Source organism: Stenotrophomonas sp. 22LJNL06-5-1, from assembly GCF_056861455.1.
Genome location: NZ_JBSPUE010000005.1, coordinates 267912 through 290425, shown reverse-complemented (window position 1 = coordinate 290425; position 22514 = coordinate 267912). Strand labels below are relative to the sequence as shown.

24 protein-coding genes, 1 tRNA gene and 1 other RNA gene are annotated in these 22514 nt (G+C 68.1%); 5 read left to right on the top strand and 21 right to left on the bottom strand.

Annotation, left to right across the window (positions count from 1 at the left end):
• Positions 1-120 precede the first annotated feature (120 nt).
• Positions 121-570, top strand: a complete 450-nt coding sequence (gene azu / locus AC13GF_RS13175) for an azurin (RefSeq protein WP_126929200.1) — start codon at positions 121-123, stop codon at positions 568-570.
• A gap of 99 nt (positions 571-669) precedes the next feature.
• Here azu and hemL read toward each other — a convergent pair whose 3' ends face one another.
• Positions 670-1959, bottom strand: coding sequence for a glutamate-1-semialdehyde 2,1-aminomutase (gene hemL / locus AC13GF_RS13170; RefSeq protein ID WP_337302158.1), 1290 nt, complete (start codon positions 1957-1959; stop codon positions 670-672).
• Between the two features lie 16 nt (positions 1960-1975).
• Positions 1976-2602, bottom strand: coding sequence for a thiamine phosphate synthase (gene thiE / locus AC13GF_RS13165; RefSeq protein WP_483004891.1), 627 nt, complete (start codon positions 2600-2602; stop codon positions 1976-1978).
• Between the two features lie 34 nt (positions 2603-2636).
• On the opposite strand from thiE, the gene AC13GF_RS13160 reads away from it, so the two are divergent.
• Complete coding sequence (locus AC13GF_RS13160; protein ID WP_014038358.1) at positions 2637-2861, top strand: rubredoxin; 225 nt, start codon at positions 2637-2639, stop codon at positions 2859-2861.
• Between the two features lie 79 nt (positions 2862-2940).
• Here AC13GF_RS13160 and AC13GF_RS13155 read toward each other — a convergent pair whose 3' ends face one another.
• The 8 genes from AC13GF_RS13155 to AC13GF_RS13120 form a co-directional block, all read right to left on the bottom strand.
• Positions 2941-3786, bottom strand: a complete 846-nt coding sequence (locus AC13GF_RS13155) for a SirB1 family protein (RefSeq protein WP_483004890.1) — start codon at positions 3784-3786, stop codon at positions 2941-2943.
• Between the two features lie 180 nt (positions 3787-3966).
• Positions 3967-4410: a DUF192 domain-containing protein gene (locus tag AC13GF_RS13150; protein ID WP_154264322.1), complete on the bottom strand. Its 444-nt coding sequence runs from the start codon at positions 4408-4410 to the stop codon at positions 3967-3969.
• 21 nt (positions 4411-4431) lie between these two features.
• Entirely contained in the window at positions 4432-5079 is a 648-nt protein-coding gene (gene rpiA / locus AC13GF_RS13145; protein WP_006389802.1) for a ribose-5-phosphate isomerase RpiA, read from the bottom strand.
• 22 nt (positions 5080-5101) lie between these two features.
• Positions 5102-5581, bottom strand: coding sequence for an EVE domain-containing protein (locus AC13GF_RS13140; protein WP_049446548.1), 480 nt, complete (start codon positions 5579-5581; stop codon positions 5102-5104).
• A complete protein-coding gene (locus AC13GF_RS13135; RefSeq protein ID WP_483004889.1) occupies positions 5578-6171 on the bottom strand; it encodes a 5-formyltetrahydrofolate cyclo-ligase in 594 nt (197 codons plus the stop codon). The genes AC13GF_RS13140 and AC13GF_RS13135 overlap by 4 nt, the downstream gene beginning before the upstream one ends.
• Before the next feature lie 83 nt (positions 6172-6254).
• Positions 6255-6440, bottom strand: a non-coding RNA gene (gene ssrS, locus AC13GF_RS13130) — 6S RNA.
• A 152-nt stretch (positions 6441-6592) separates the two neighbouring features.
• Positions 6593-6889: a cell division protein ZapA gene (locus AC13GF_RS13125; RefSeq protein ID WP_005410899.1), complete on the bottom strand. Its 297-nt coding sequence runs from the start codon at positions 6887-6889 to the stop codon at positions 6593-6595.
• Positions 6886-7107, bottom strand: a complete 222-nt coding sequence (locus AC13GF_RS13120) for a TIGR02449 family protein (protein WP_005410898.1) — start codon at positions 7105-7107, stop codon at positions 6886-6888. The genes AC13GF_RS13125 and AC13GF_RS13120 overlap by 4 nt, the downstream gene beginning before the upstream one ends.
• 153 nt (positions 7108-7260) lie before the next feature.
• Here AC13GF_RS13120 and AC13GF_RS13115 point away from each other — a divergent pair, with 153 nt between their 5' ends.
• Both AC13GF_RS13115 and AC13GF_RS13110 read left to right on the top strand, forming a co-directional pair.
• Complete coding sequence (locus tag AC13GF_RS13115) at positions 7261-7809, top strand: YecA/YgfB family protein (RefSeq protein ID WP_483004888.1); 549 nt, start codon at positions 7261-7263, stop codon at positions 7807-7809.
• Positions 7810-7814: 5 nt separating this feature from the next.
• Positions 7815-9137, top strand: coding sequence for an aminopeptidase P N-terminal domain-containing protein (locus AC13GF_RS13110; RefSeq protein WP_483004940.1), 1323 nt, complete (start codon positions 7815-7817; stop codon positions 9135-9137).
• A 536-nt stretch (positions 9138-9673) separates the two neighbouring features.
• Here AC13GF_RS13110 and pepQ read toward each other — a convergent pair.
• The 7 genes from pepQ to rph form a co-directional block, all read right to left on the bottom strand.
• A complete protein-coding gene (pepQ, locus tag AC13GF_RS13105) occupies positions 9674-11005 on the bottom strand; it encodes a Xaa-Pro dipeptidase (RefSeq protein WP_159360537.1) in 1332 nt (443 codons plus the stop codon).
• 75 nt (positions 11006-11080) lie between these two features.
• Positions 11081-11455, bottom strand: a complete 375-nt coding sequence (locus tag AC13GF_RS13100; protein ID WP_010484030.1) for a PilZ domain-containing protein — start codon at positions 11453-11455, stop codon at positions 11081-11083.
• Complete coding sequence (locus AC13GF_RS13095) at positions 11452-13731, bottom strand: DUF1631 family protein (protein WP_483004887.1); 2280 nt, start codon at positions 13729-13731, stop codon at positions 11452-11454. Before AC13GF_RS13095 ends, AC13GF_RS13100 begins: the two co-directional genes overlap by 4 nt.
• 165 nt (positions 13732-13896) lie before the next feature.
• Positions 13897-15129, bottom strand: coding sequence for a radical SAM family heme chaperone HemW (hemW, locus tag AC13GF_RS13090; protein WP_483004886.1), 1233 nt, complete (start codon positions 15127-15129; stop codon positions 13897-13899).
• Between the two features lie 56 nt (positions 15130-15185).
• On the bottom strand, positions 15186-15782 hold the full coding sequence (rdgB, locus tag AC13GF_RS13085; protein ID WP_483004885.1) for an RdgB/HAM1 family non-canonical purine NTP pyrophosphatase: 597 nt from the start codon (positions 15780-15782) through the stop codon (positions 15186-15188).
• Positions 15779-16168 carry a VOC family protein gene (locus AC13GF_RS13080; protein WP_483004884.1) on the bottom strand — a complete coding sequence of 130 codons (390 nt, stop codon included), beginning with the start codon at positions 16166-16168 and terminating at the stop codon, positions 15779-15781. Before AC13GF_RS13080 ends, rdgB begins: the two co-directional genes overlap by 4 nt.
• Positions 16165-16890, bottom strand: a complete 726-nt coding sequence (gene rph / locus AC13GF_RS13075; RefSeq protein ID WP_005410889.1) for a ribonuclease PH — start codon at positions 16888-16890, stop codon at positions 16165-16167. The genes AC13GF_RS13080 and rph overlap by 4 nt, the downstream gene beginning before the upstream one ends.
• A 124-nt stretch (positions 16891-17014) precedes the next feature.
• Between rph and AC13GF_RS13070 the strand changes: the two genes are divergently transcribed.
• The gene (locus AC13GF_RS13070) at positions 17015-17875 is read left to right on the top strand and encodes a YicC/YloC family endoribonuclease (RefSeq protein WP_019661992.1); all 861 of its coding nucleotides are present in this window, start codon (positions 17015-17017) and stop codon (positions 17873-17875) included.
• Positions 17876-17932: 57 nt separating this feature from the next.
• On the opposite strand, the gene selD is transcribed toward AC13GF_RS13070, so the two are convergent.
• The 4 genes from selD to selA form a co-directional block, all read right to left on the bottom strand.
• Positions 17933-19012: a selenide, water dikinase SelD gene (gene selD / locus AC13GF_RS13065; RefSeq protein ID WP_483004883.1), complete on the bottom strand. Its 1080-nt coding sequence runs from the start codon at positions 19010-19012 to the stop codon at positions 17933-17935.
• A gap of 26 nt (positions 19013-19038) precedes the next feature.
• Positions 19039-19134 (bottom strand) — tRNA-Sec (locus tag AC13GF_RS13060).
• A gap of 24 nt (positions 19135-19158) precedes the next feature.
• Complete coding sequence (selB, locus tag AC13GF_RS13055) at positions 19159-21090, bottom strand: selenocysteine-specific translation elongation factor (protein WP_483004882.1); 1932 nt, start codon at positions 21088-21090, stop codon at positions 19159-19161.
• The gene (selA, locus tag AC13GF_RS13050) at positions 21087-22511 is read right to left on the bottom strand and encodes an L-seryl-tRNA(Sec) selenium transferase (RefSeq protein ID WP_483004881.1); all 1425 of its coding nucleotides are present in this window, start codon (positions 22509-22511) and stop codon (positions 21087-21089) included. The genes selB and selA overlap by 4 nt, the downstream gene beginning before the upstream one ends.
• Between the last annotated feature and the right edge of the window lie 3 nt (positions 22512-22514).

Sequence of the window (22514 nt, the reverse complement as noted above, 5' to 3'; positions counted from 1 at the left end):
CCGAGCATGCCATTGCAGTGAACTCTCGGGAAACCCTGGAGCAGCCATGCGACAGACGGTCGCAGACGCGGCCACAGGGGGCTGCATAGAATGGCGCTTGAATCCGCAGGAGATGCAGCGATGAAAGCTTGGATGGTGGCAGTGGGACTGGGTGCGCTGATGCTGGCGCCGTCGGCGATGGCGCGGGTGTGTGCGGTGAGCATCGACAGCACCGACCAGATGAGCTTCAGCAGCCGCGAGATCAAGGTCGCCGCCGATTGCACCGCTGTGGACCTGACCCTGCGCCACACCGGCAAGCTGGCCACCACCGCGATGGGCCACAACTGGGTGCTGACCCGTACCGCCGATTACCAGCCGGTGGCGATGGCGGGCATGCGCATGACCCTGGCCGACAGCTACCTGCCGAAGGCCGACAAGCGCGTGCTGGCGCACACCAAGGTGATCGGCGGCGGCGAGACCACGCGCGTGCGCTTCTCTACCCAGGGCCTGCAGAAGGGCGGCGACTACACCTTCTTCTGCTCGTTCCCCGGCCACTTCGCGATGATGAAGGGCAAGTTCGTCTTCGGTTGAGCAGCCACGCATGGCGTGGCTCTACCAGTAGATCCACGCCATGCGTGGATACGGTGCAAGGCAGTGCCAACCAAGGTTGGCACCCACCATGAGCAGGCCTCAGCCCTTGGCGGCCTTGAACGCCACGCGTGCAGCGGCGAGGGTGGCCTCGATCACGGCGTCGTCGTGCGCGCTGGACAGGAAGCCGGCCTCGTACGCTGACGGCGCCAGGAACACGCCCTGGTCCAGCATCGCGTGGAAGAAGCGGTTGAACGCCGGGATGTCACAGGCGGTGGCCTGCGCATAGGTCTCCACCTTCTCGCTGGTGAAGAACAGCCCGAACATCGCACCCACGCAGGTGGTGGTCACCGCTACGCCGGCTTCGGCGGCGGCCGCTTCCAGGCCGGCACACAGGCGCGCGGTGCGCTCGGCGAGGTCAGCGTGGAAGCCCGGCTGCTGGATCAGCTCCAGCATCGCCAGGCCAGCGGCCATCGCCACCGGATTGCCGCTCAGCGTACCGGCCTGGTAGATCGGGCCGGCCGGGGCGATCTGCTGCATCAGCTCGCGGCGACCGCCGTAGGCACCCACCGGCATGCCACCGCCGATGATCTTGCCGAAGGTGGTCAGGTCCGGGGTGATGCCGTAGTGCGCCTGCGCACCGCCGAGGGCGACGCGGAAACCGGTCATCACTTCGTCGAAGATCAGCAGCGCGCCATGCTTCGTGCACAGTTCGCGCAGGTGCTGCAGGTAGCCTTCGCGTGGCGGAATGCAGTTGGCGTTGCCGACCACCGGTTCGATGATCAGGCCGGCGATGTCGTCACCCTGCTGCTCGAACAGAGCGGTAGCCGCTTCGAAGTCGTTGTAGGGCAGGGTCAGGGTCAGTTCGCTCAGGCCGGCCGGCACGCCCGGCGAGGTTGGCACGCCCAGGGTCAGCATGCCGCTGCCGGCCTTGACCAGGAACGAGTCGCCGTGGCCGTGGTAGCAGCCTTCGAACTTCACGATGCGGTTGCGGCCGGTGGCGCCACGCGCCAGGCGGATCGCCGACAGCGTGGCTTCGGTACCGGAGTTGACCATGCGCACCATCTCGCACGACGGCACCAGGCGGGTGATGGTCTCGGCCATGGTGACCTCGGCCGCGCACGGCGCGCCGAACGACAGGCCATTGTCGATCGCCTTCTTCACCGCCTGGCGCACGGCCGTGTGGTTGTGGCCGACGATCATCGGGCCCCAGGAACCGACATAGTCGATGTAGCGGTTACCGTCGACGTCGTACAGGTAGGCGCCGTCGGCGCGCTCGACGAAGAACGGCTCGCCGCCAACCGACTTGAACGCGCGCACCGGCGAATTGACGCCGCCCGGCAGCAGCTGCTGGGCGCGGGAGAACAGGGCGTGGGACTGGTCGTGGTTCATGCGGATTTCCTGGGCATTACGCGAACTGGGCGAGGTAGGCGCGCTGGGTTGCGACCGGGTCTTCGGCGGCGAACACGCTGCTGACCACGGCGACCAGATCGGCGCCGGCATCGATGATGGGACCGACATTGTCCGGCGTCAGGCCGCCGATCGCCACCCGCGGCACGCCCAGTGCGGCGCTTTGCCGCAGCAGGTCGGTATGGGCGCGGCTGCTGGTGATCTTGGTGGTGGTCGGGAAGAACGCGCCGAAGGCCACATAGCTGGCGCCGGCCGCCACGGCCTTCTCGGCATTGGCCAGCTGGTCGTAGCAGGAGGCGCCGATGATGGCCTCGGCACCGAGCAGGGCGCGCGCGCTGGGGATGTCCCCGTCGGTGCCGCCCAGATGCACGCCGGCCGCGCCCACGGCCTTGGCCAGTGCCGGGTCGTCGTTGACGATCAGCGGCACGCCGTGTTCTGCGCACAGTGCCTGCAGGGCGGTGGCCTGCTCGCGCCGCAGCGCGTCGCTGGCGGTCTTGTTGCGGTACTGCAGCCAGGTGGCGCCGGCGGCCAGCAGCGGCGCGGTACGGGCCAGCAGGCGCGCGGTATCGGGCTCGTCCGGGGTGATCAGGTAGACGCCGCGGGGCGCCGGGGAAGCAGAAGTCATCGATGGCTACCGGTGAGTGGACCGCGATGGGACAATGGCGGCCCGTGAATCCAGCCCTGATTATCCGATGAGCGATGCCACCCCCACCACCTTGCGCACCTGGATGTGCGTGGTCTGCGGCTTCCTTTACAGCGAAGCGGAAGGCTTGCCGGAGGAGGGCATCGCGCCGGGGACGCGCTGGGAGGACATTCCCGAGACCTGGACCTGCCCGGACTGCGGGGTGACCAAGGCCGATTTCGAGATGGTCGAGGTCGACTGACTGGAGGGCCACCCGGCCCATCCGGTGGGTGTGGACCGCTGGGGTGGGTGCGGACCGTTGGTCCGCACACCTGAAAGAATCAATGCAGCCGCGGCACCGGCCCGCCCAGGTCGATCAGCTTCTCGCGCAGCCACTGCGCATCGCTGGCCTCGGGATTGCGCTTCAGGTACTGCCCCAGGTCATGGCGGGCACCGGCCAGATACTCCAGCTGCAGGTAGGCCAGGCCGCGGTCGCGCAGCGCATCGTCCTGCTCCGGGGCCAGTTTCAGCAGGCGGTCGGCACTGCGCGCGGCGCGGTCCCATTCGCCGGCTTCGGCGTAGACACCATGCAGGTTGCGCAGCATGCGCATCAGGATCGCGCGTGCCGGCGCCGGGTCGAGGATCTGTGCCAGCACCTGATCGTCGGGCATCTGCCCGCCAAGATGTGACTTGGCCCGCTCGCGCAGTTCGTCCACGTCCAGCGGGCGGCCGCCATTGAACGGGTCCATCACCAGCACGCCGTCGTCCACCGGCAGGCGCACCAGGAAGTGGCCGGGGAAGGACACGCCATCGAGCGGAATGCCCAGCCGGCGCGCGACTTCCATCTGCACCAGCGCCAGCGAGATCGGGTTGCCCAGGCGGCGCTCAAACACCTGGTTGAGGTAGCTGTTGCGTGGGTCGTAGTACTCGTCGTGGTCGCCGCTGTAGCCCAGCTCGTCGAACAGGTGGCGGTTGATCGCCGCCATCTTCAAGGGGCTGTTCTCGATGCTGTCCACTTCCGAACGGAGGTGGTCGACATGGCTCTGGATCAGCGCATCGTAGGTGGACGGCTGCAGATCGGGGTATTCATCGCGCGCGATCAGCAGCGCGGTCGGCAACAGTGGCAGCGCCTCGTCTTCGAGGTCGGCCAGTGCATCCCAGTCGGGGAGAGAGATCCGGTCCTGCATGACCACAGACTGGCGTCAATTGCAGGCGGTTTCAAGCGGTGTCGCGTGAAAAAGTCACGGCCTGGGTCGATGGGCTTCCGGTGGGTGTGGACCTTGGTCCACACCCTGGCCTGATCGACCGGAGAGGGCCTGTGCCGACCAAGGTCGGCACCTACCTCCCCATCCACGCATGGCGTGGATCTACTCGATGCCCGGGCCGAAGGTCAGCTGGGTGCCATCCTTCAGCTTGAGCTTCTCGGCCTGGCCGGCGTTGAGCTCCAGCACATAGCGCGCCGGTCCACCGCTGGGGTAGGGCGGGCACATGTCACCGGCCGAGCACGGCGGCACATCGCGCTGCTGGCTGACCAGCTTGCGCTGGCTGTCGAAGTACAGGATGTCCAGCGCAAGCTTGGTGTTCTTCATCCAGTACGCCTGCATTTCCTCGCGGTCGTGGATGAACAGCATGCCGTGGTCGGCGGCCATCTGGTCGCGGAACATCAACCCGCGCGCGCGGGTTTCATCGTTGGTGGCCAGCTCCACCTGGTAGCGGGCGCCATCCAGCTCGACCCAGTGGCGGGCCGCGTCGGTGGCACAGCCGGCCAGGGCCAGCAGCGGAAGCATCAGCAGCGAACGCAACAGCGACATCGTCAGGATCCTTCGAAAGGGTCAGAGCACGACCGGCGGCTCGCCACCGACGATCACCACATCGGCGCGGCGGCGCGCGAACAGGCCGACGCAGACCACGCCCGGCAGCTGGTTGAGCTCGCGCTCCAGCTTTTCCGGATCGGTGATCTGCAGGTTGTGGATGTCCAGGATCTGGTTGCCGTTGTCGGTGACCACACCTTCGCGCCAGGTCGGCTGGCCGCCGGTCATGTCGCGGATCTGGCGGGCGACCAGGCTGCGCGCCATCGGGATCACTTCCACCGGCAGCGGGAACTTGCCCAGCACCGGCACCTGCTTGCTCGGGTCGACGATGCAGATGAAGCGCTCGCTGGCCTCGGCGATGATCTTCTCGCGGGTCAGCGCGGCACCGCCGCCCTTGATCAGGCACTTGTTGGCGTCGCACTCATCGGCGCCGTCCACGTACAGCGACAGGTTGCCGCTGTGGTTCAGCTCGATCACCTCGATGCCGTGCTGCTTCAGGCGCGCGGTGCTCTGCTCGGAGCTGGACACGGCGCCCTTGATGCGGTGCTGGATGCGGGCCAGGGCATCAATGAAATAGGCCACGGTGGAACCGGTGCCGACACCGACGATCATGCCGTCTTCAACGTACTCGATGGCTTTCTCGGCGGCCAGGCGCTTGGCTTCGGACATGGGAGAACTCTCAGGCAGGGAATCAGGATTTCTTTTCCAGCGACAGCAGCAGCTTCCACTGCGCGGCGGTCACCGGGAACACCGACAGGCGGTTGCCCTTGGCAACCAGCGGGAAGCCCTCGCCGAGTTCTTCGGCGTGCAGCTTGATCTCGTCCAGCGCGATCACCTGCTTGAGCTTGCGGTCGAAGCCCACGTCCACCAGCATCCAGCGCGGGTTCTCGCGCGTGCTCTTGGGGTCGTGGTAGTCGGATTTCGGATCGAACTGGGTGTCGTCCGGATAGGCCGGGCTGGCGACGGTGGCCAGACCGACGATGCCCGGCACTTTGGTATTGGAGTGGTAGAACAGGATGCCGTCGCCGACCTGCATGCCATCGCGCATGAAGTTGCGCGCCTGGTAGTTGCGTACCCCGTTCCAGGGTTCGACCTTGACCTTGGCGAGGTCATCGATGGAGAAGGCGTCCGGTTCGGACTTCATCAACCAGTAGCGCTTGCGGGCGGTCATGCGTTCACGGGGGCAGCGGTGGGGAACAGGGTGCCGTCTTCGGTGCAGATCGCATCCACCGGCACGTCCCACGACGCCACCGGCAAGGACTCGACCTGCTGCACCGCGAACGCAGCACCGACCAGCCAGGGCGGCGCCGGCCGATCATGGCGGAAGGCGAAGCTGCGATCATACCAGCCGCCCCCCATGCCCAGCCGCCGGCACTGTGTGTCGAAACCCACCAGTGGGGTCACCACCAGCGCCATCTGCGCCGGTTCCAGGGTGTCTTCCACCGCCACGTCCGGCTCGGGAATGCCGTAGCGGTTGCTGGTCAGCGGCTGCCCGGGCCGCCACGGTGCGAAGCGCAGCACGTCGCCGGCCAGCACCGGCAGGCAATAGGTGAGTCCTTCGGGCAGCTGCAGCTGCCAGCGGTGCAGGGCGATTTCGCCATCCAGCGCCCAGTAGCCGGCCACGGCGCCTTCGCGCGGGGCGAACGGCAGGGTCAGCAGGGCATCGGCGAGGGATTCGGCGGCGGCGATGCGCTCAGCGGCGGAAAGGTCGCGGCGGCGTTGCCGCAGGTCGTGGCGCAGGGCCTGGCGCGGGTCGGTCATGGCAGCGTGCGGCAAGGATCAGCCGTCATTGTGCCGGAAAGAACAAGGGCGACGCCCGAAGACGCCGCCCTTGCTGGAATATTGCATTCTCCGCAATGTCGATGCATGCGAAACGACCTTGAACCCGGGGGCTCAAGTGGGAACGCTGGAGAACCATCGGGCTTCCCGCTACAAGGCGGACCTGCACTCCCGGCGCTGTCGCGCTCCCGGTGTCGTTCTTAAGGGACAAGGCGAATGTTTGCACATGCCGTCGAGTACCGCAGAGAACGCGTGGCCATTATAGCCAGCGTGCAGGATCTGGATAGGCCGTTCGTCGGCAACAGTCCGTGCCAATTCAGATATGAGAAAAGGGGACGGAGGGGATTAAGACGTTTCCGGCACGGAAGGGGCGAATGCGCCTTGATTCCCTCCGTCCCCTCTTCTATGGGGTGCCGTCGATCGCGCGGTCCAGGCGCCGGTTCAGGTCGGCCAGGGTCTGCTGCAGCGCCACGGCCTGGCGGGCGTTTTCGTCGCGCAGCAGCTGCAGTTCGTGGGCCAGGTTCAACGCGGCCAGCACGGCGACGCGGTCGACTGCGGCCATGCGGTTGCTGCCGCGGATCTCGCGCATGCGCGCATCCAGCAGGCGCGCGGCGGCCATCAGGCTGTCGCGTTCATCGCCGCCGACGCCCACGGTGTATTCACGATCGAGGATGCGGACACTGACCGGTTCGGCGCTCATGTGTGCTGCTCCAGGGATTTGAGCCGGCTGATCATTGCTTCCACCCGCGAACGTGCCTGCTCATTCTTGGCCAGCAGCGTCGAGCGCTCGGCCACCAGCTGTTCCTGCTGGTGGCGCAGGCTGCGGTTCTCCTCGGCCAGGCGCTGGTTGCGTTCAAGCAACGCTTCCACGCGGGCGGCGAAGTCCTGCAGCTGGGCAAGGGGATCAGCGGGTTCCATACGGGCACGATAGGCAAGCCGGGTAAGGGCGGTCAAGCGTTGTCGCAGCAAGGCTGGACGGCTGCGGAGAGGATGCCGTCGGGTTGCTACACTACGGGGTCTCACGGGCGCGCGCGTGCGCGCCCCGGGTTTCCTTTCCGAACGAGCCGCACGATGACCGAACTTCCCTCCGTCGACGACGTTACCCGCGCCAGCCAGGAACTGGGCCTGGGCGCCACCGCTGCCGAGCTGCACGGCGCGCTATGTGGCTGGCTGGCCGCCGGCGGCGCCCCTGGCAACGACTGGCCGGCGCGCGTGCTGGCCGACGACAACCTGCCGCCGGTGGCCGCCGACAGCGTGCTGGCGCAGCTGCTGCAGGCCACCATCAAGCAGCTGGAAGACCGCGACTTCGCCTTCGAGCTGCTGCTGACCGACACCGATGACGTGTCCGCGCAGGCCGATGCCATGTTCAGCTGGACCCGTTCCTTCCTGGGCGGCTTCGGCCTCGGCAGCGGCGGCCGTCGCCCGACCCTGTCCGAAGAGGGCGAAGAAGCGCTGACCGACATGGCCAGCCTGGCCCGTGCCTCCAGCGAGGATTTCGAGGCCGGTGGCGATGATGACGACGAAGCCCTGTCGGAGATCGAGGAATTCATCCGCGTGGCGGTACTGCTGCTGCACGGTGACGTGGTGCTGGCCTCGCGCCATCGGCAGCGCCTGAACTGATGGACATCAAGCAGCGCACCGGCATCGCGGCCGGCGAATACAAGCGTCGCCGCCGCCAGCTGATGGACATGGCCGGCGAGGACGCGATCCTGGTGCTGCCGGCCGCGGCCGAGAAGGTGCGCAGCCTCGATACCCATTACCCGTTCCGGCAGGATTCGGACTTCCAGTACCTGAGCGGCTTCCCGGAGCCGGAAGCGGTGCTGGTGCTGATCCCGGGCCGGCGCCACGGCGAGGCCATCCTGTTCTGCCGCGAGCGCGATGCCGAACGCGAGGCCTGGGACGGCAGCCGTGCCGGCCAGGAAGGTGCGGTAGCGCAGTTCGGCATGGACGATGCGTATCCGATCGATGATCTGGACGACATCCTGCCGGGCCTGCTGGAAGGCCGTTCGCGCGTCTACTACCACTTCGGCCGCGACGCCGACTTCGATCTGAAGCTGATCGGCTGGGTCAACCGCGTGCGTTCGCAGGTGCGCCACGGCGCGCAGCCACCGCATGAGTTCCTGGAGTTGGGCCACCTGCTGCACGAGCAGCGCCTGTTCAAATCCGGTGCCGAAGTGGCATTGATGCACCACGCCGCGCAGATCAGCGTGCATGCGCATCTGGCCGCGATGAAGGCGGCCAGGGCCGGCATCCACGAGTACGAACTGCAGGCGGAGCTGGAACGCGTGTTCCGCGCCAACGATGCCGTGCCGGCCTATTGCAGCATCGTCGGCGCCGGTCGCAACGGCTGCATCCTGCATTACCGCGATAACAACGCACGTTCGCGCGATGGCGAACTGGTGTTGATCGACGCCGGTGCCGAGTACCGTGGCTATGCCAGTGACATCACCCGCACGTTCCCGGTGAACGGTCGCTTCAGCGCCGAGCAGCGTGCACTGCACGACCTGGTCGGCGATGCGCAGGCCGCTGCGTTGGCCCAGGCCAAGCCGGGCGTGCCGTACGAGGCCGGCCACCTCGCGGCGGTGCAGACCCTGACCGAAGGCCTGCTGCGGCTGGGCCTGCTGAAGGGCACGCTGGAAAAGAACCTGTCCGAAGGCCTGTACCAGCGCTTCTACCGGCACAAGACCGGGCACTGGATTGGAATGGATGTGCACGACGTGGGCGACTACCGCCTGGCAGGCGATTCGCGCCTGCTGGAGCCGGGCATGGCGTTCACCATCGAGCCGGGGCTGTACATCGGCGTGGACGATACGACGGTGGAACCGCGCTGGCGCGGTATCGGCATCCGTACCGAGGATGACGTGCTGATCACTGATGATGGTCATCGCGTGCTGACCGAAGGCCTGGCGCGCAGCGCCGACGAGATCGAAGCGGTGATGGCGGGGTAAGGGGTTTCGGCAGGGCTTGCAGCCCTGCACCTGCTTCAAGCCAGGGCAACAGCAACAGCGGGCTATCCGTGGGATGGCGGGGCACTGTGGGTTTGCGGGGACGCCGTGAATCCATCCCTGGAGGCTTGGTCGCCGCATCCATGCGGCTCACACCCCGCAAACCCACAGTACCTCGCCTTCGACAGGTTCACGGGGCTGTTGGTGGGTGCCGACCGTTGGTCGGCACACCTGTCAGATATCGAATGAATCATCCACGCATGGCGTGGATCTACTGGCAATTGCGGCTGTTGGTAGGTGTCGACCTTGGTCGACACAGAGCAAGCGTAGCGAGCGACCCGCTTTTGATTTTCTTTTGTCTTTTCCGTGGTTGGACGCGCGCAGGAAACTGTCAAAGGCCGGGCGGGGTGGGTTTGCAGGACCGTTGGCGCCATGGATGGCGCCATCGAGCCCCCATGGATGGGTTTACGGCGTGTCCTGCAAACCCACCCCGCCCCGCCAAGCGCGGCTTTTGCTCCAAGCGGCCAACCACAAGGGGCTCAGCCGTTCGCCGCCGCAAACTCCGGCCGCGTCAGGTTGTCCGCTTCGCCCTCGGTGCACAGCACTTCGTCTTCGATGCGGATGCCGCCATACGGACGGAAGAAGTCCACGCGGTCCCAGTTGATCGCATCGCCATGGCCGGCGTCCTTCACTTCGTTCAACAGCATGTCGATGAAGTACAGGCCCGGTTCGATGGTCACCACCATGCCCGGTTCCAGCACGCGGGTCAGGCGCAGGTACGGGTGGCCGGCCGGGCGCTCGATGCGGCCGCCTTCGTCGCTGGCCGCGAAGCCGGCCACGTCGTGCACCTGCAGGCCGATCAGGTGGCCGATGCCGTGCGGGAAGAACGCGGCGCTGACGCCGGTCTCCAGCGCGGTCTGCGGCGACACCTTGATCACGCCGAAGTCCTTCAGCACGCCCATCAGCGAAAGATGTGCGTCCACGTGCAGCTGCTTGTAGTCGAAGCCCGGGCGCACCGCTGCGCACATCTGCTGCTGGGCGGCGTCAACGGCGGCGATCATCGCGGCGAATTCGTCGTGGCCCTGCGCGGCGTAGGTGCGGGTGATGTCGCTGGCGTAGCCGTACGCGCTGGCACCGGCATCGATCAGGAAGCTGCGCAGCGGCTGCGGTGCCTTGCGGCCCAGCTCGGTGTAGTGCAGCACGGCGGCGTGCTCGTTCAACGCCACGATGTTGCCGTAGGGCAGCTCGTTGGCATCCTGGCCCACGGCCTGGCAGTACGCCATGTGGATGCTGAACTCGTCGGCGCCGTTGCGGAACGCGGCTTCGGCCGCGCGGTGGCCGCGTACGCCCAGCACCTGCGCCTGGCGCATCAGTGCGATTTCATACGGCGTCTTGCTGCCGCGGTGCCATTCCAGGTAATTCACCACCGGCGCCGGGTTGTTCGGCACGTAGTTGCCCAGCGCGCTCTGCGGCTCGCCGAGGATCGCGCAGCGCGCCGGGTCGGCGGGCAGCAGGGCCAGCGCCTCTTCGGGCTTGCGGATGATGTGGATGTCGAAGTGCTCCACCCACCAGCCGCTGGGGGCGTCCGGCACCACGTGCCAGTAATCGAAGGGCTGGTGGAAGATCACTGCCGGGCGCTTGCCCGGGGTGAACACGATCCAGCTGTTGGGCACGCGGGTCAGCGGCAGCCAGGCCTTGAACTGCGGGTTGACCGCATACGGGTAGTCGCGGTCGTCGAACACCTGGTAGTGCAGGGTGCCGCTGGGCACCACCAGGTGATCGAAGCCACCGCGGGCCAGCGCCTGTTCGGCACGTCGGCACAGCACGGCCAGGTGGTCGGAATACAGGGCGCCGGGGTCTTGCTGGATCATTGCGGTGGCTCGACACGGAAAACGGCCCTAGATTCTGCCGCATACCGCGAAAAACCGCTGTGCCGGAACCGGCACTCAGGCCGTCGAAACCGGTCCCTCGTCGCTGTCCTCGCCCACCCACTGGCGCAGCAGCTGCCGATGTTCGCGTGACAGGGTCAGGAAGCGGAAGCCGGTCCAGCTCTGCCCGGGAACGTGCGCGGGCTCGCTCCACAGCAGGTGCACGCCCACGTCGATGGCCTGCTGGCGGCCGTCACCCAGTGGCAGCGGGAAGCGCAGCTGGTACAGCGCATCCTCGCGCAGCGGCACGCTGGCCAGCATCAGCATGCCGGTTTCGGAGACATTGCCGAGGCGCCCGACCACGCACTCGCGCATCTGGTCGGTAACCGGCACCAGGTCCGAGACCTGGCGGCGCGGCGCGCGGCGGGTGTCCTGCGGCGGTACGGCTTTCATGCGGGGGTCTCCTGTGCGCGAGCCGTGGCCAGTGCGCGCAGCGCACCGAGGCTGGCTTCCCAGGCACGGTCGACCAGCCGGCCCTTGTCTTCGGTGACCAGCTGCGCGCGCCCGGCACTGATCTGCCGTGCCAGCGCATCCAGGTCGGTATCGGTGATCTTCTGCCCGCGCGCATTGACGAACAAGGCGTGGCCGGTCAGCAGGCTGTACCAGGACAGGCGCTGGCGGCGCATCGTGCCATCGCCCGTGTCGATGTCGAACCAACTGCCGAACGGCAGGCTGGACAGCTGCTGGTAGGCCGCTTCTTCGGCGCTGCTGCGCGGCGTGGCAGGCGCGGCGCCACTGTTCGTGCCGGCGTGCTCGCCCAGGCGCGCACGTGCCTTCAGGCGTGCGCTGAGCTCGGTACGTGAGGTGCTTTCATCCTCGCCGCCGGGCGTGGCCAGCCTGCGCGCGACGGCGGCGGCTTCCTCGGCGTGGTAGCCGACCTGCAGCAATGCGGCCTCCACGTCCGCTGCCAACGCGGTATCGGTGCCGCCGGGGGCGTCGATGGCCTGTGCGGTGATGGCAGCGATGCGCTCGGTCTGTTGCAGGCGTTCCTGCCACTGTGGCGAATCGTCGCCATGGCGCAGGCGGGTGAGGGTCAGTGCATCGGCCCAGGCCTGGCGCAGCAGGGTCTGCACGAAGCGCGGTGGCGACTGCGTGTCGCAGCACTGGTCGATCTGTGCGGTGGCCTGGCGACGGGCCAGTTCCAATCGTTCCTTGCCGCGCGCGGCTTCCACATGGCGGCGCTCGGCCAGTTCGGCACGATGGGCCGCCGCGCGCTGGTGCTGCTGCACGTCTTCGTTGGCGGCGGCAAAGGCTTCCGGCGTACGCGCATCCTGCCCCAGCAGGCCCTGCACGCTCTGCGCCATGCGCTGCAGCAGCTGCGGGTCGACATCCTCATCGCCCAGCCAGTTGGCGCCGACTTCGGCGATCTGGTTGAGCAGCTCACGCGCGGGGTGTTCGTCGCGCACGAAGAAGCCCGGATCGGCCATGGCAGCGCGTGCCAGGGGTACCTGCAGGCGGGCCAGCAGCGCGGCCGGCACCGGATCGGGACGCTGCTGCTGTTGCACCTGCTGCATCAGCATGCGCAGCAGGTCGAGGTTGTCCCGGTCGTGACTGCCCAGCTGGGCCTGCGCACCATGCTCGCTGCGCAGCTGTGCGACCACGGCAGCCTGCAGGTCGGCCACACCGGTTGCCGCACTGGACTGGGCCTGCAGGCGCGCGAGTACCGCGTCGACTGCCGCGCTGGGCACCGCGCTGCTGTCCGCCGGGGCAGGGCTGGCATGCCGCGCCTGCTGCAGCAGTTCATGCAATGCACTGCCGGTGGATGTGGTCACGCCCGGCGTGGCGGGGCCGGCTGCGCCGCCCTCGTGGAAGGCGTCCTGTACCAGGCTGGACCAGGAGCCGGCCGGTGCCGAGCCGTTCCATCCGGTCAGGGGGGCTGCGGTGCGCTTGGCCGGCTGCGTGGTGCGGCCACCCCCCACCGACTGGGTGATGATCCGCCGCGTGCTCGACGAGCGTGCCAGGTAGGGGGTGTAGACCAGCCCCGGCAGTACGCCGGACTGGGCCAGCAGGGCATTGGCACGGTCAAGGATATCGCCCAGCCGTTCCAGCACCTGTCGTTCGAAACTGCGATACAGCGCCAGCTGTACCTCGACGCTCAGCGCGTCCTGTTCGGCAATCCGGCGCACCATCGCGCACAGTGCCTGCGGTGCCAGCGGCAGGGTGTCGGCCTCGAAGGCCGGCGCCGCCGCCAGTACGCCCAGGCGTTGGCCCAGCAGGTTCAGTGTGTTGGTTGAACGCAGGGTTTCGCGCCGCACCATCTCGGTCAGCAGCAGGTCGCGATCCACTTCGTGCTCATCAACCAGCGACAGCCCGAGCATGCCCGGCAGCGCTGGCGGCCTAGCACTGGTGCTGACACCGCTGACCGGTTCGCGCAACCGCGCGAGGGCGTCGGCCACGGCATCGAGCATGCGATCGGCAAAATGGCCGGCGAAGGCGTGCAGCTGTCCACGCTGGGCCATCAGCTCGGCCTGCTGCTGCGGATTGCGTGCGCGGTCGGCGTCGTGCAGCAGGGTCTGCTCCAGCGCCTCGACGGTCAGGATCAGGGGCGCGGCCAGCGTCTGCCGGCACAGGCCGATCAGCGCGCCCAGCAGCTCACGTACCCGCGGTGGCAGGTCGCTGGCGGCCAGGCGGTTCTTGTCGGCAGGAGTGATGGAAAAGACAGCTGACATCGGCAGGCGGTACCCGGATTCCCGCGGATCGATCTGGTGAATCTACCGTGTCGGCCGCTGTCGGCGCTACTTTAGGGTGGATGTGCATACCGTTCGCCGGGCATGGCCCGACCGATGAACGGTCGTGCCGGCCGCTGGCCGGCACGACGCTCTGTCAGGCGAGGATCAATCTTCCAGGAACAGGCTCACCACGTCGTTGGTGAAGCGGCGGCCCAGCTCGGTCGGTTGCACATGGCCATCCGTCACGTCCAGCCAGCCGCGCTGGACGGCCTCGGCCAGGGGAGCGTCCAGCACGCTGCGCGGCAGCCCCGTGCGCGACTCGAAATCGCGCAGGCCGAAACCTTCGTGCAGGCGCAGCAGGTTGAGCATGTACTCGAACGGCAGGCGCTCGGGTGCGATCACATCATCGCCACCGAACGAGGCCGGAGTGCCGGCGCTGTCCAGGTAGGCCTGCGGATGCTTCAGCTTCCAGCGGCGCAGCACGTGCTCTTCGGCGCCCGAGCTGATCTTGCCGTGCGCGCCGGCACCGATGCCCAGGTAATCGCCGAAACGCCAGTAGTTCAGGTTGTGCGCGCTCTGCCGGCCGGGGCGCGCGTAAGCGCTCACCTCGTACTGGCCGAAGCCGGCCTGCGCCAGCAGGGCCTGGCAGTGTTCCTGCATGTCCCAGGCGTTGTCTTCATCGGGAATGCCCTGCGGCGGCCGCGCGAAGAACACCGTGTTCGGTTCCAGGGTCAGCTGGTAGTGCGAGATGTGCGCCGGCTGCAGCGCGAACGCGCGTTCCAGGTCGGTCTCGGCACCGGCCAGGGTCTGTTCCGGCAGCGCGTACATCAGGTCGATGTTGAAGTTGTCGTAGCCCGCGTCCTGGGCCATCTTCACCGCGCGCTCGGCTTCGCCACTGTCGTGGATGCGGCCCAGGCGCTTGAGCATGGCATCGTCGAAGCTCTGGATGCCGAAGCTGAGGCGGTTGACGCCGGCCACGCGGTAGCGGTCGAAACGGCCATGCTCGGCCGTGCCCGGGTTGGTTTCCAGGGTGATTTCGGCGTTGGGGGCAAAGCGCAGGCGCGCGCTGGCCTGCTGCAGGAAGCGGTCGATCGCCTCCGGCGGGAACAGGCTGGGCGTCCCGCCACCGAAGAACACGCTGTGCACCACCCGGCCCCAGACCAGCGGCAGGTCCTGGTCCAGGTCGCGCAGCAGTGCATCGATGTAGGCATCGAACGGCAGCTCGCCCTTGGCCTGGTGCGAATTGAAATCGCAGTACGGGCACTTGCGCACGCACCACGGCAGGTGCACGTACAACGACAGCGGTGGCGGCACCAGCCGCGGCGGGCTGTCGTGGTCGGCGGAGCAGGCTTCGCCGGGCAGGTGGTTGCAGTGGTCGTGGTCGTGGGCGTGCGGCATGGGCTTCTTCGGTAATGCCGGCCGCTGGCCGGCTTCCCTGGTTCGATCGGGTGGCGTCAGTACAGCGTCGCCAGCTGCTGCTTGAGCTGCTGCAGGGCAATGGCGCGGTGGCTGATGGCGTTCTTCAGCGCCGGCTCCATTTCCGCGGCGGTCAGGCCGTGGGCGGTGTCCAGAAACACCGGGTTGTAGCCGAAACCATTGGTGCCACGCAGCTCGCGGATGATCTGGCCTTCCCAGCGGCCTTCGCAGATCAGCGGCTGCGGGTCGGTGGCGTGGCGCAGCAGCACGATCACCGCATAGAAGCGGGCGCTGCGCTGGCCATCGGGAATGTCGGCCATCGCCTCCAGCAGTTTGGCGTTGTTGGCCGCGGCGTTGGTCGGGTGGCCGGCATAGCGCGCGCTGTACAGGCCCGGTGCGCCGCCGAGGGCATCGACGATCAGGCCCGAATCATCGGCCAGCGCCGGCAGGCCGGTCGCTTCGCAGGCTGCGCGTGCCTTCAGCAGCGCGTTCTCGACGAAGGTCAGGCCGGTCTCTTCCACATCGCCCAGGCCCAGCTCGGCGGCCGAGGTGATCTGCAGCGGCAGGTCGGCGAGGATCTCCTGCATCTCCACCAGCTTGCCAGCGTTGTGGCTGGCCAGTACCAGTTTCTTCATTGACGGGGCTCCAGCAGGTCCCAGGTGTTGCCATACAGATCGCGGAACACCGCAACCGTTGCATAGGGTTCTTCGCGCGGCGCTTCCAGGAACTCGACGCCGGCGGCCAGCATCGCCGCGTGGTCGCGGTGGAAGTCGTCGGTGTTGAGGAAGAAGGCGACCCGGCCACCGGTCTGGTTGCCGATGCGACTGCGCTGTTCCTCGTTGCTGGCGCGGGCCAGCAGCAGGGCGGCGGCGCTGCCGTCGGTCGGCCCGACCACCACCCAGCGCTTGCTGCCCTGGTCGATGTCGTCCAACAGGGCGAAGCCGAGCTTGCCGGTGTACCAGGCAATGGCTTCGTCATAGTCGGCCACCACCAGGGTGGTCAGGGCGATGCACCGGTTCATGCCGACAGCGCCGCCTGCTGTGCGGCCAGCAGTTCGCCCACGCCCTTTTCGGCCAGGCCCAGCAGCGCGTCCAGTTCATCGCGGCGGAAGGCGTGCCCTTCGGCAGTGCCCTGCAGCTCGATGAAGCCGCCGCCGTCGTTCATCACCACGTTCATGTCGGTGTCGCAGTCGCTGTCTTCGGCGTAGTCCAGGTCCAGCACCGGGGTGCCGCGGTACACGCCCACCGACACCGCCGCCACTGCGCCCAGGATCGGATTGCGCTTGATGTCGCCGCGCTTCATCAGCACGTTCACCGCATCGACCAGGGCCACGTAGGCGCCGGTGATGGCAGCGGTGCGGGTGCCACCGTCGGCCTGCAGCACATCGCAGTCGAGGGTGATGGTGCGTTCGCCCAGCGCGTTGCGGTCCACGCAGGCACGCAGGCTGCGGCCGATCAGGCGCTGGATCTCCAGCGTGCGGCCGCCCTGCTTGCCACGGGCCGCTTCGCGGTCGCTGCGGGTGTGGGTGGCGCGCGGCAGCATGCCGTACTCGGCGGTCACCCAGCCTTCGCCCTTGCCGCGCAGGAAGCCCGGCACGCGGTTCTCGACGCTGGCGGTGCACAGCACACGGGTTTCACCGAAGCACACCAGCACCGAACCTTCGGCGTGGCGGGTGAAGCCGCGTTGGATGACGACCGGGCGGAGCTGGTCGGGCTGGCGGCCGCTGGGGCGGGAATCGGACATGGTGCGGGTTCCGTAATGGCGAGGGAGTACGCCGCCACGCCCGCAGCCTTCACGGGGCGGGCAAGGGGGCTCTGGTGAGGGCGCTAGGGTACCATTCCCCCTTTGCACGCACCGGACACAATCCATGATTCGAAGCATGACCGCCTATGCCGGCGGCGAGCGGGTCACCCCGTGGGGCACGCTGGGCTGCGAGCTGCGCTCGGTCAACCACCGCTTCCTGGAGGTCGGCACCCGCCTGCCCGAGGAACTGCGGGCGCTCGAGCCGCAGCTGCGCGAGCGCATCGCCGCGCGCCTGAGCCGTGGCAAGCTGGATCTGGTGATGCGCCTGCGCGCGCCGGAAGCGGCGGCCAACCTGCAGGTGGACGAGGCCCTGCTGGGCCAGCTGGGCCGCCTGGCGCACCGCCTGACCTCCGATTTCCCCAACCTGCAGGTCAGCTTCACCGACCTGCTGCAGCTGCCGGGCGTGACCCGTGGCGAGGCCACCGATGCCGCCGCCCTGCAGGTCGAGGCGTTGGCGCTGCTGGACCAGGTACTGGACGGCTTCGTCGAGGCCCGTGAGCGCGAAGGCGGCAAGTTGTCGGCGGCCATCAGCGAGCGCGTGGACGGCATCGAACGCATCGCCACTGAAGTCCGCACGCTGATTCCGGCCATTCGCGACGGCCAGCGCGCCAAGCTGGCCGCACGCCTGGCTGACCTGCCGCACCCGGTCGACCCCGGCCGTGCCGAGCAGGAGCTGGTCCTGTGGCTGCAGAAGCTGGACGTGGATGAAGAGCTGGACCGGCTCGGCAGCCACATCGTTGAGATCCGCCGCGTGCTCAAGCAGCGCGAGCCGGTCGGTCGACGCCTGGACTTCCTGCTGCAGGAGTTCAACCGCGAAGCCAACACGCTGGGCTCGAAGTCGGTGGACAGCCGTACGTCCAATGCCGCGGTGGAGCTGAAGGTGCTGATCGACCAGATCCGCGAACAGGTGCAGAACATCGAGTGATGCTGCATCCAGCGATGCAGCAGGGGCGCCTTCGGGCGCCCTTGTCGTTTCAGCGCATCAGCGCACGCTGACGCCCGGCGCGCCTTCGCCCAATCGCCCGACCACGGCTGCCTGGCCGAACCCCGCGCCGTGGAAGCAGGCCAGCACTGCATCCACCGCCTCCGGAGCGCACGACACCAGCAGGCCGCCGCTGGTCTGCGGGTCGGTCAGCAGCGGCTGCCAGTGGGCGGCCAAGCCTTCGGCGAAGCGCACCTCGGTGCCATAGGAGGCCCAGTTGCGGTTGGAGGCGCCGGTCACGCAGCCACGCTGCAGCAGCTCCAGCGCCTGCGGCAGCAGCGGCACCTGTGCACTGTCCACCTCGGCAGCCACGCCACTGGCGCGGCACACTTCCAGCAGGTGGCCGAGCAGGCCGAAGCCGGTGACGTCGGTCATGGCATGCACACCGTCCAGCGCGGCCAGCGGCACGCCCACGGTGTTCAGGCGGGTGGTCGACGCGATCATCTGCCGGTAGCCCTCGGCATCCAGCACTTCTTTTTTCAGTGCTGACGAGTACACGCCCACGCCCAACGGCTTGCCCAGCACCAGCACATCGCCGGCGCGGGCATCGGCATTGCGCTTGAGCCGCTGCGGATCGAGCACGCCGATCGCGGCCAGGCCGTAAATGGGTTCCACCGAATCGATGCTGTGGCCGCCAGCCACCACGATGCCGGCATCGGCACAGGCGCGTTCGCCACCCTGCAGGATGCCGCGGACCGTGTCCTGCGGCAGGGTGTTGATCGGCATGCCGACGATGGCCAGTGCGAACAATGGCCGGGCGCCCATCGCGTACAGGTCCGACAACGCGTTGGTAGCGGCGATGCGGCCGAAGTCGAACGGGTCGTCGACGATCGGCATGAAGAAATCGGTGGTGGCGACAATTGCCTGGCGATCATCGAGGCGGTACACCGCCGCGTCGTCGCTGGTCTCGCGGCCGACCAGCAGTTCAGCCGGCGCCGGAAGCGCCGGAACGCCGCGCAGCAGTTCGCTCAGCACGCCCGGCGCGATCTTGCAGCCGCAGCCACCACCGTGTGCCAGCGAGGTCAGTCGTTGCGGGGCATCGGCCGTTGAAGGGGCGGGGGACTGCGCGTGCGTGGCCATGCCGACATCTCCTGCGGAAACACGAATGGCGGAAGGCAGCAGGAGTCGAACCTACCAGGGAACGATCGACGCCCCCTACTGGGTTTGAAGCCCAGCCGCATGCCCGGATGCGCATGCCTTCCGAAAGTACCGCGGTACCGGTGGGCTCAGTCGCGGGCTGCGTTCCACTGCAGGTCGCCGCGCGGCCGATGCTGGTCACCGACGCGTCGAGTGTAGCCAACGCGATTGAAGAACTCCAAGATCTGGATGCTGCGTTTGCGGCCCAGGCCGATGGCATCGCGGAAGGCTGCCGCATCCACCGTGCCGCTGGCCTGTGACAGCTGCGCGACGATCGCGGCCAGCTCGGCAATGCGGACCGGTGCATAGAACAGGTCCGGTACCACCTGGAACAGTTCACCGCGTGCCGCGGCGCGACGCAGGACGGCGCGGACCTCGTCCTCGGCCAGTCCGAAGTCGGCGGCCAGGGTGCGCACCCACGGCGGATCGAAGCCACCGGCGTGCAGTTGCGGCAGCACGCGTTCCAGCAGCAGGCGTTCGCGTTCCGGTGGCGCATGGTCATGCCCGGGCAGGCGCCACCAGGCGCCCACGCGTTGCACGCTGCCGTCGGCGAGCAGGTCCTGCAGCAGAGCATTCCAGAGGCTGCCTGCAAGTGAGGGCAGGGTGCTGCGCTGCAGGCGTCCGCTGTCGACACCGGGTTCGTCCGGGCGTCGCTCATGCCAGCTACGCAGCGATGTGATCACCTGCTCGCGCAGCGCCTGCCAGTGCGAGGCAAGGATGACCACCGTGTCTTCGCGGGTGACGATGCGCTGTGCGCCTGCAGGCAGATTGATCTGGTCGGCGGCGCGCCGGCAGTAGCGTTGCAGCGCGGCCATGGCAATGCCGAAGGGCGCCTGCTGCAACAGTGGGCCGATTCCCGCACCCGCGGCCAGTTGCTCCAGTGCTCCCAGCCACGTGAGCCGTGCAGGACTGCGCCGGCGCCGCTGTGGCGGGTCCGGATCGAGCACGATGCCACCGCCCAGCGTGTGGGTCGCCGCTGAATCGCGGGCGATGAAGCGATCGCCACACATCGCACAGACGGGTGCATCGAACACCAGTTGCACCAACTGCCCATTGCCGTGATCGTCGTCCTCCAGCAGCACCACATGGGCCTGCCGGTGCATCGTGCCCCAGTGGATGTGCAGCGGCGCCCAGTCGCGCAACGGTGCGGCCAACGGGGAAAGCCGCAGGCGCACATCGACTCGGGTGGTCGCCACCAGGGCACGCGCGTCGGCGATCCAGTCACCACGGCGGATGTCGTCACGGCCGATGGCCGCCAGGTTCAGCGCGCAGCGCTGCCCGGCCATCGCGTGGTCGCTGGCCTGGTTCTGCGCGTGGATGCTGCGTATGCGCACTTCAGTGGCGGCCGGCATCAGCTGCAGATGCTCACCCACCGCGGCGATGCCACCATGCACCGCGCCGGTCACCAGCGTGCCGTGGCCGGCCAGCGAGAACACGCGGTCCACCGGCATGCGGAACAGTTCGCTGCGCAGTTCGGCCTGGTGCGTGCTGGCGTCGTCCGCCGCCCACGCGTGCAGCTGGGTGCGCAGTGCGCTGATGCCGGCATCGTCGGGTGCGGTGCTGTTGCAGGCGAACAGAGGGGAATCCTGCAGCGGTGTGGCGGCCAGCAGCGCAGCGATCTCGATCTCGACCCGGGCGACGCGCGCCGCATCCACACGGTCGATCTTGGTCAGCGCCACCGCACCCCGGTTCACGCCCAGCAGCTGCAGGATGGCCAGATGCTCGCGGGTCTGTGGCATCACGCCGTCGTCGGCGGCGATCACCAGCAGGGCGACATCGATACCCGTGGCGCCGGCCACCATCGTGTGCACGAAGCGCTCATGGCCGGGCACGTCGACGAAACCCAGCATCGCGGCCGGGCCTTCGATGTCCCTGCTTTCCACGGGGACATAGGCGTAGCCCAGTTCGATCGATATGCCGCGCGTACGCTCTTCCTGCAGGCGATCGGTTTCGATGCCGGTCAGTGCCCGCACCAGGCTGGTCTTGCCATGGTCGATATGCCCGGCGGTGCCGACGATCATGCCTGCAGCGCGCTCCATTGGGCGAGGAAGGCCGCTTCGTCCCCGGGTTCCAGGCAGCGCAGGTCCAGCCACAACGCGTCATCGGCAATGCGGCCCAGCACCGGGCGCGGTAGCTGACGCAGGCGCTTGGCCAGGCGATCCAGTCCGCCACGGCGTGCGCTTGCAATGCGCAGTCCGGCGCTGGCCAGCTGCGCCTGTGGCTGCGCACCGCTGCCGATCTGGCTGTGCATCGACGCAGGCTCGAGGGTGTAGTCCGCCGCCAGCGAGGCACGCATCGGTTGCAGCAGGCGCTCGGCCTGTGCATCGATGTCATCCTGCGTGCGCGACAGCGTGCGCAGGGTGGGTAGGCGCTGTGCCAGCAGCTCCGGTTCGCGGTACTGGGCCAGCACCGCTTCCAGTGCGGCCAGTCCCATCTTGTCCATGCGCAGTGCGCGCTTGAGAGGGTTGCGGTTGATGCGTGCGATCAGGTCGGCGCGGCCGGCGATGATGCCGGCCTGGGGACCACCCAGCAGCTTGTCGCCGCTGAACGAAACCAGATCGGCGCCGGCCTTCAATGTTTCCTGCACGGTGGGCTCGTGCGGCAGGCCGAACGTGGCCAGATCGCACAGGCTGCCACTGCCTAGATCCACCACCAGCGGCAGGCCATGTTCGTGCGCGATCGTGGCCATCGCCACCGTGTCGACCTTGGCAGTGAATCCGGTGATCGCGTAGTTGCTGGCGTGCACCTCCATCAGCAGCGCTGTGCGCGCGCCGATGGCGCTGGTGAAGTCGGCCGGGTGGGTGCGGTTGGTGGTACCCACTTCCAGCAGTCGCGCGCCCGCGCTGCGCATCACATCCGGGATGCGGAACGCGCCCCCGATCTCCACCAGCTCGCCGCGTGAGACGACCACATCGCGGCGGTTGGCCAGGCTGTTGAGCAGCAGCAGGACCGCTGCCGCATTGTTGTTGACCACGGTGGCGGCTTCGGCACCGGTCAGCTCGCAGATCAGTGCCTGTACCCGCGCATCGCGGTCGCCGCGACGGCCACGGATGACGTCGAACTCCAGATCCACCGGCGCGGTCATCGCGCGGGTGACGGCCTGCACCGCGGCCTCGGGCAGCAATGCGCGGCCAAGATTGGTGTGCAGTACGGTGCCGGTCAGGTTGAACATCGGCTGCAGGTCCAGCTGTGCATCGGCCGCCAGTGCGGCCTCGACCGCCGCAACCAGCGCCGGACCTTCAACCGCTTCCTGCAGCTGCGCGGTCGACAACTGGCCGGCGCCGACACGCTCACGCAGCACCTGCAGGTGCGAACGCAGCAGCTGGGTGATGCGGCTGCGGCCGTGGCCTTCGATCAGCGCCGCCAGTGCAGGCAGGCGCAGCACCCGGTCCAGCGAGGGCAGGGCGGCGGCCGATGCCGGGGCGGGGGGCATGGCTGGCATCGG

What these genes read in the sequence shown, in the direction of transcription:
- azu (WP_126929200.1), top strand. Translation starts at nt 121, where the DNA reads ATGAAAGCTTGGATGGTGGCAGTGGGACTGGGTGCGCTGATGCTGGCG.
- hemL (WP_337302158.1), bottom strand. Translation starts at nt 1,959, where the DNA reads ATGAACCACGACCAGTCCCACGCCCTGTTCTCCCGCGCCCAGCAGCTG.
- thiE (WP_483004891.1), bottom strand. Translation starts at nt 2,602, where the DNA reads ATGACTTCTGCTTCCCCGGCGCCCCGCGGCGTCTACCTGATCACCCCG.
- AC13GF_RS13160 (WP_014038358.1), top strand. Translation starts at nt 2,637, where the DNA reads ATGGCGGCCCGTGAATCCAGCCCTGATTATCCGATGAGCGATGCCACC.
- AC13GF_RS13155 (WP_483004890.1), bottom strand. Translation starts at nt 3,786, where the DNA reads ATGCAGGACCGGATCTCTCTCCCCGACTGGGATGCACTGGCCGACCTC.
- AC13GF_RS13150 (WP_154264322.1), bottom strand. Translation starts at nt 4,410, where the DNA reads ATGTCGCTGTTGCGTTCGCTGCTGATGCTTCCGCTGCTGGCCCTGGCC.
- rpiA (WP_006389802.1), bottom strand. Translation starts at nt 5,079, where the DNA reads ATGTCCGAAGCCAAGCGCCTGGCCGCCGAGAAAGCCATCGAGTACGTT.
- AC13GF_RS13140 (WP_049446548.1), bottom strand. Translation starts at nt 5,581, where the DNA reads ATGACCGCCCGCAAGCGCTACTGGTTGATGAAGTCCGAACCGGACGCC.
- AC13GF_RS13135 (WP_483004889.1), bottom strand. Translation starts at nt 6,171, where the DNA reads ATGACCGACCCGCGCCAGGCCCTGCGCCACGACCTGCGGCAACGCCGC.
- AC13GF_RS13125 (WP_005410899.1), bottom strand. Translation starts at nt 6,889, where the DNA reads ATGAGCGCCGAACCGGTCAGTGTCCGCATCCTCGATCGTGAATACACC.
- AC13GF_RS13120 (WP_005410898.1), bottom strand. Translation starts at nt 7,107, where the DNA reads ATGGAACCCGCTGATCCCCTTGCCCAGCTGCAGGACTTCGCCGCCCGC.
- AC13GF_RS13115 (WP_483004888.1), top strand. Translation starts at nt 7,261, where the DNA reads ATGACCGAACTTCCCTCCGTCGACGACGTTACCCGCGCCAGCCAGGAA.
- pepQ (WP_159360537.1), bottom strand. Translation starts at nt 11,005, where the DNA reads ATGATCCAGCAAGACCCCGGCGCCCTGTATTCCGACCACCTGGCCGTG.
- AC13GF_RS13100 (WP_010484030.1), bottom strand. Translation starts at nt 11,455, where the DNA reads ATGAAAGCCGTACCGCCGCAGGACACCCGCCGCGCGCCGCGCCGCCAG.
- AC13GF_RS13095 (WP_483004887.1), bottom strand. Translation starts at nt 13,731, where the DNA reads ATGTCAGCTGTCTTTTCCATCACTCCTGCCGACAAGAACCGCCTGGCC.
- hemW (WP_483004886.1), bottom strand. Translation starts at nt 15,129, where the DNA reads ATGCCGCACGCCCACGACCACGACCACTGCAACCACCTGCCCGGCGAA.
- rdgB (WP_483004885.1), bottom strand. Translation starts at nt 15,782, where the DNA reads ATGAAGAAACTGGTACTGGCCAGCCACAACGCTGGCAAGCTGGTGGAG.
- AC13GF_RS13080 (WP_483004884.1), bottom strand. Translation starts at nt 16,168, where the DNA reads ATGAACCGGTGCATCGCCCTGACCACCCTGGTGGTGGCCGACTATGAC.
- rph (WP_005410889.1), bottom strand. Translation starts at nt 16,890, where the DNA reads ATGTCCGATTCCCGCCCCAGCGGCCGCCAGCCCGACCAGCTCCGCCCG.
- AC13GF_RS13070 (WP_019661992.1), top strand. Translation starts at nt 17,015, where the DNA reads ATGATTCGAAGCATGACCGCCTATGCCGGCGGCGAGCGGGTCACCCCG.
- selD (WP_483004883.1), bottom strand. Translation starts at nt 19,012, where the DNA reads ATGGCCACGCACGCGCAGTCCCCCGCCCCTTCAACGGCCGATGCCCCG.
- selB (WP_483004882.1), bottom strand. Translation starts at nt 21,090, where the DNA reads ATGATCGTCGGCACCGCCGGGCATATCGACCATGGCAAGACCAGCCTG.
- selA (WP_483004881.1), bottom strand. Translation starts at nt 22,511, where the DNA reads ATGCCAGCCATGCCCCCCGCCCCGGCATCGGCCGCCGCCCTGCCCTCG.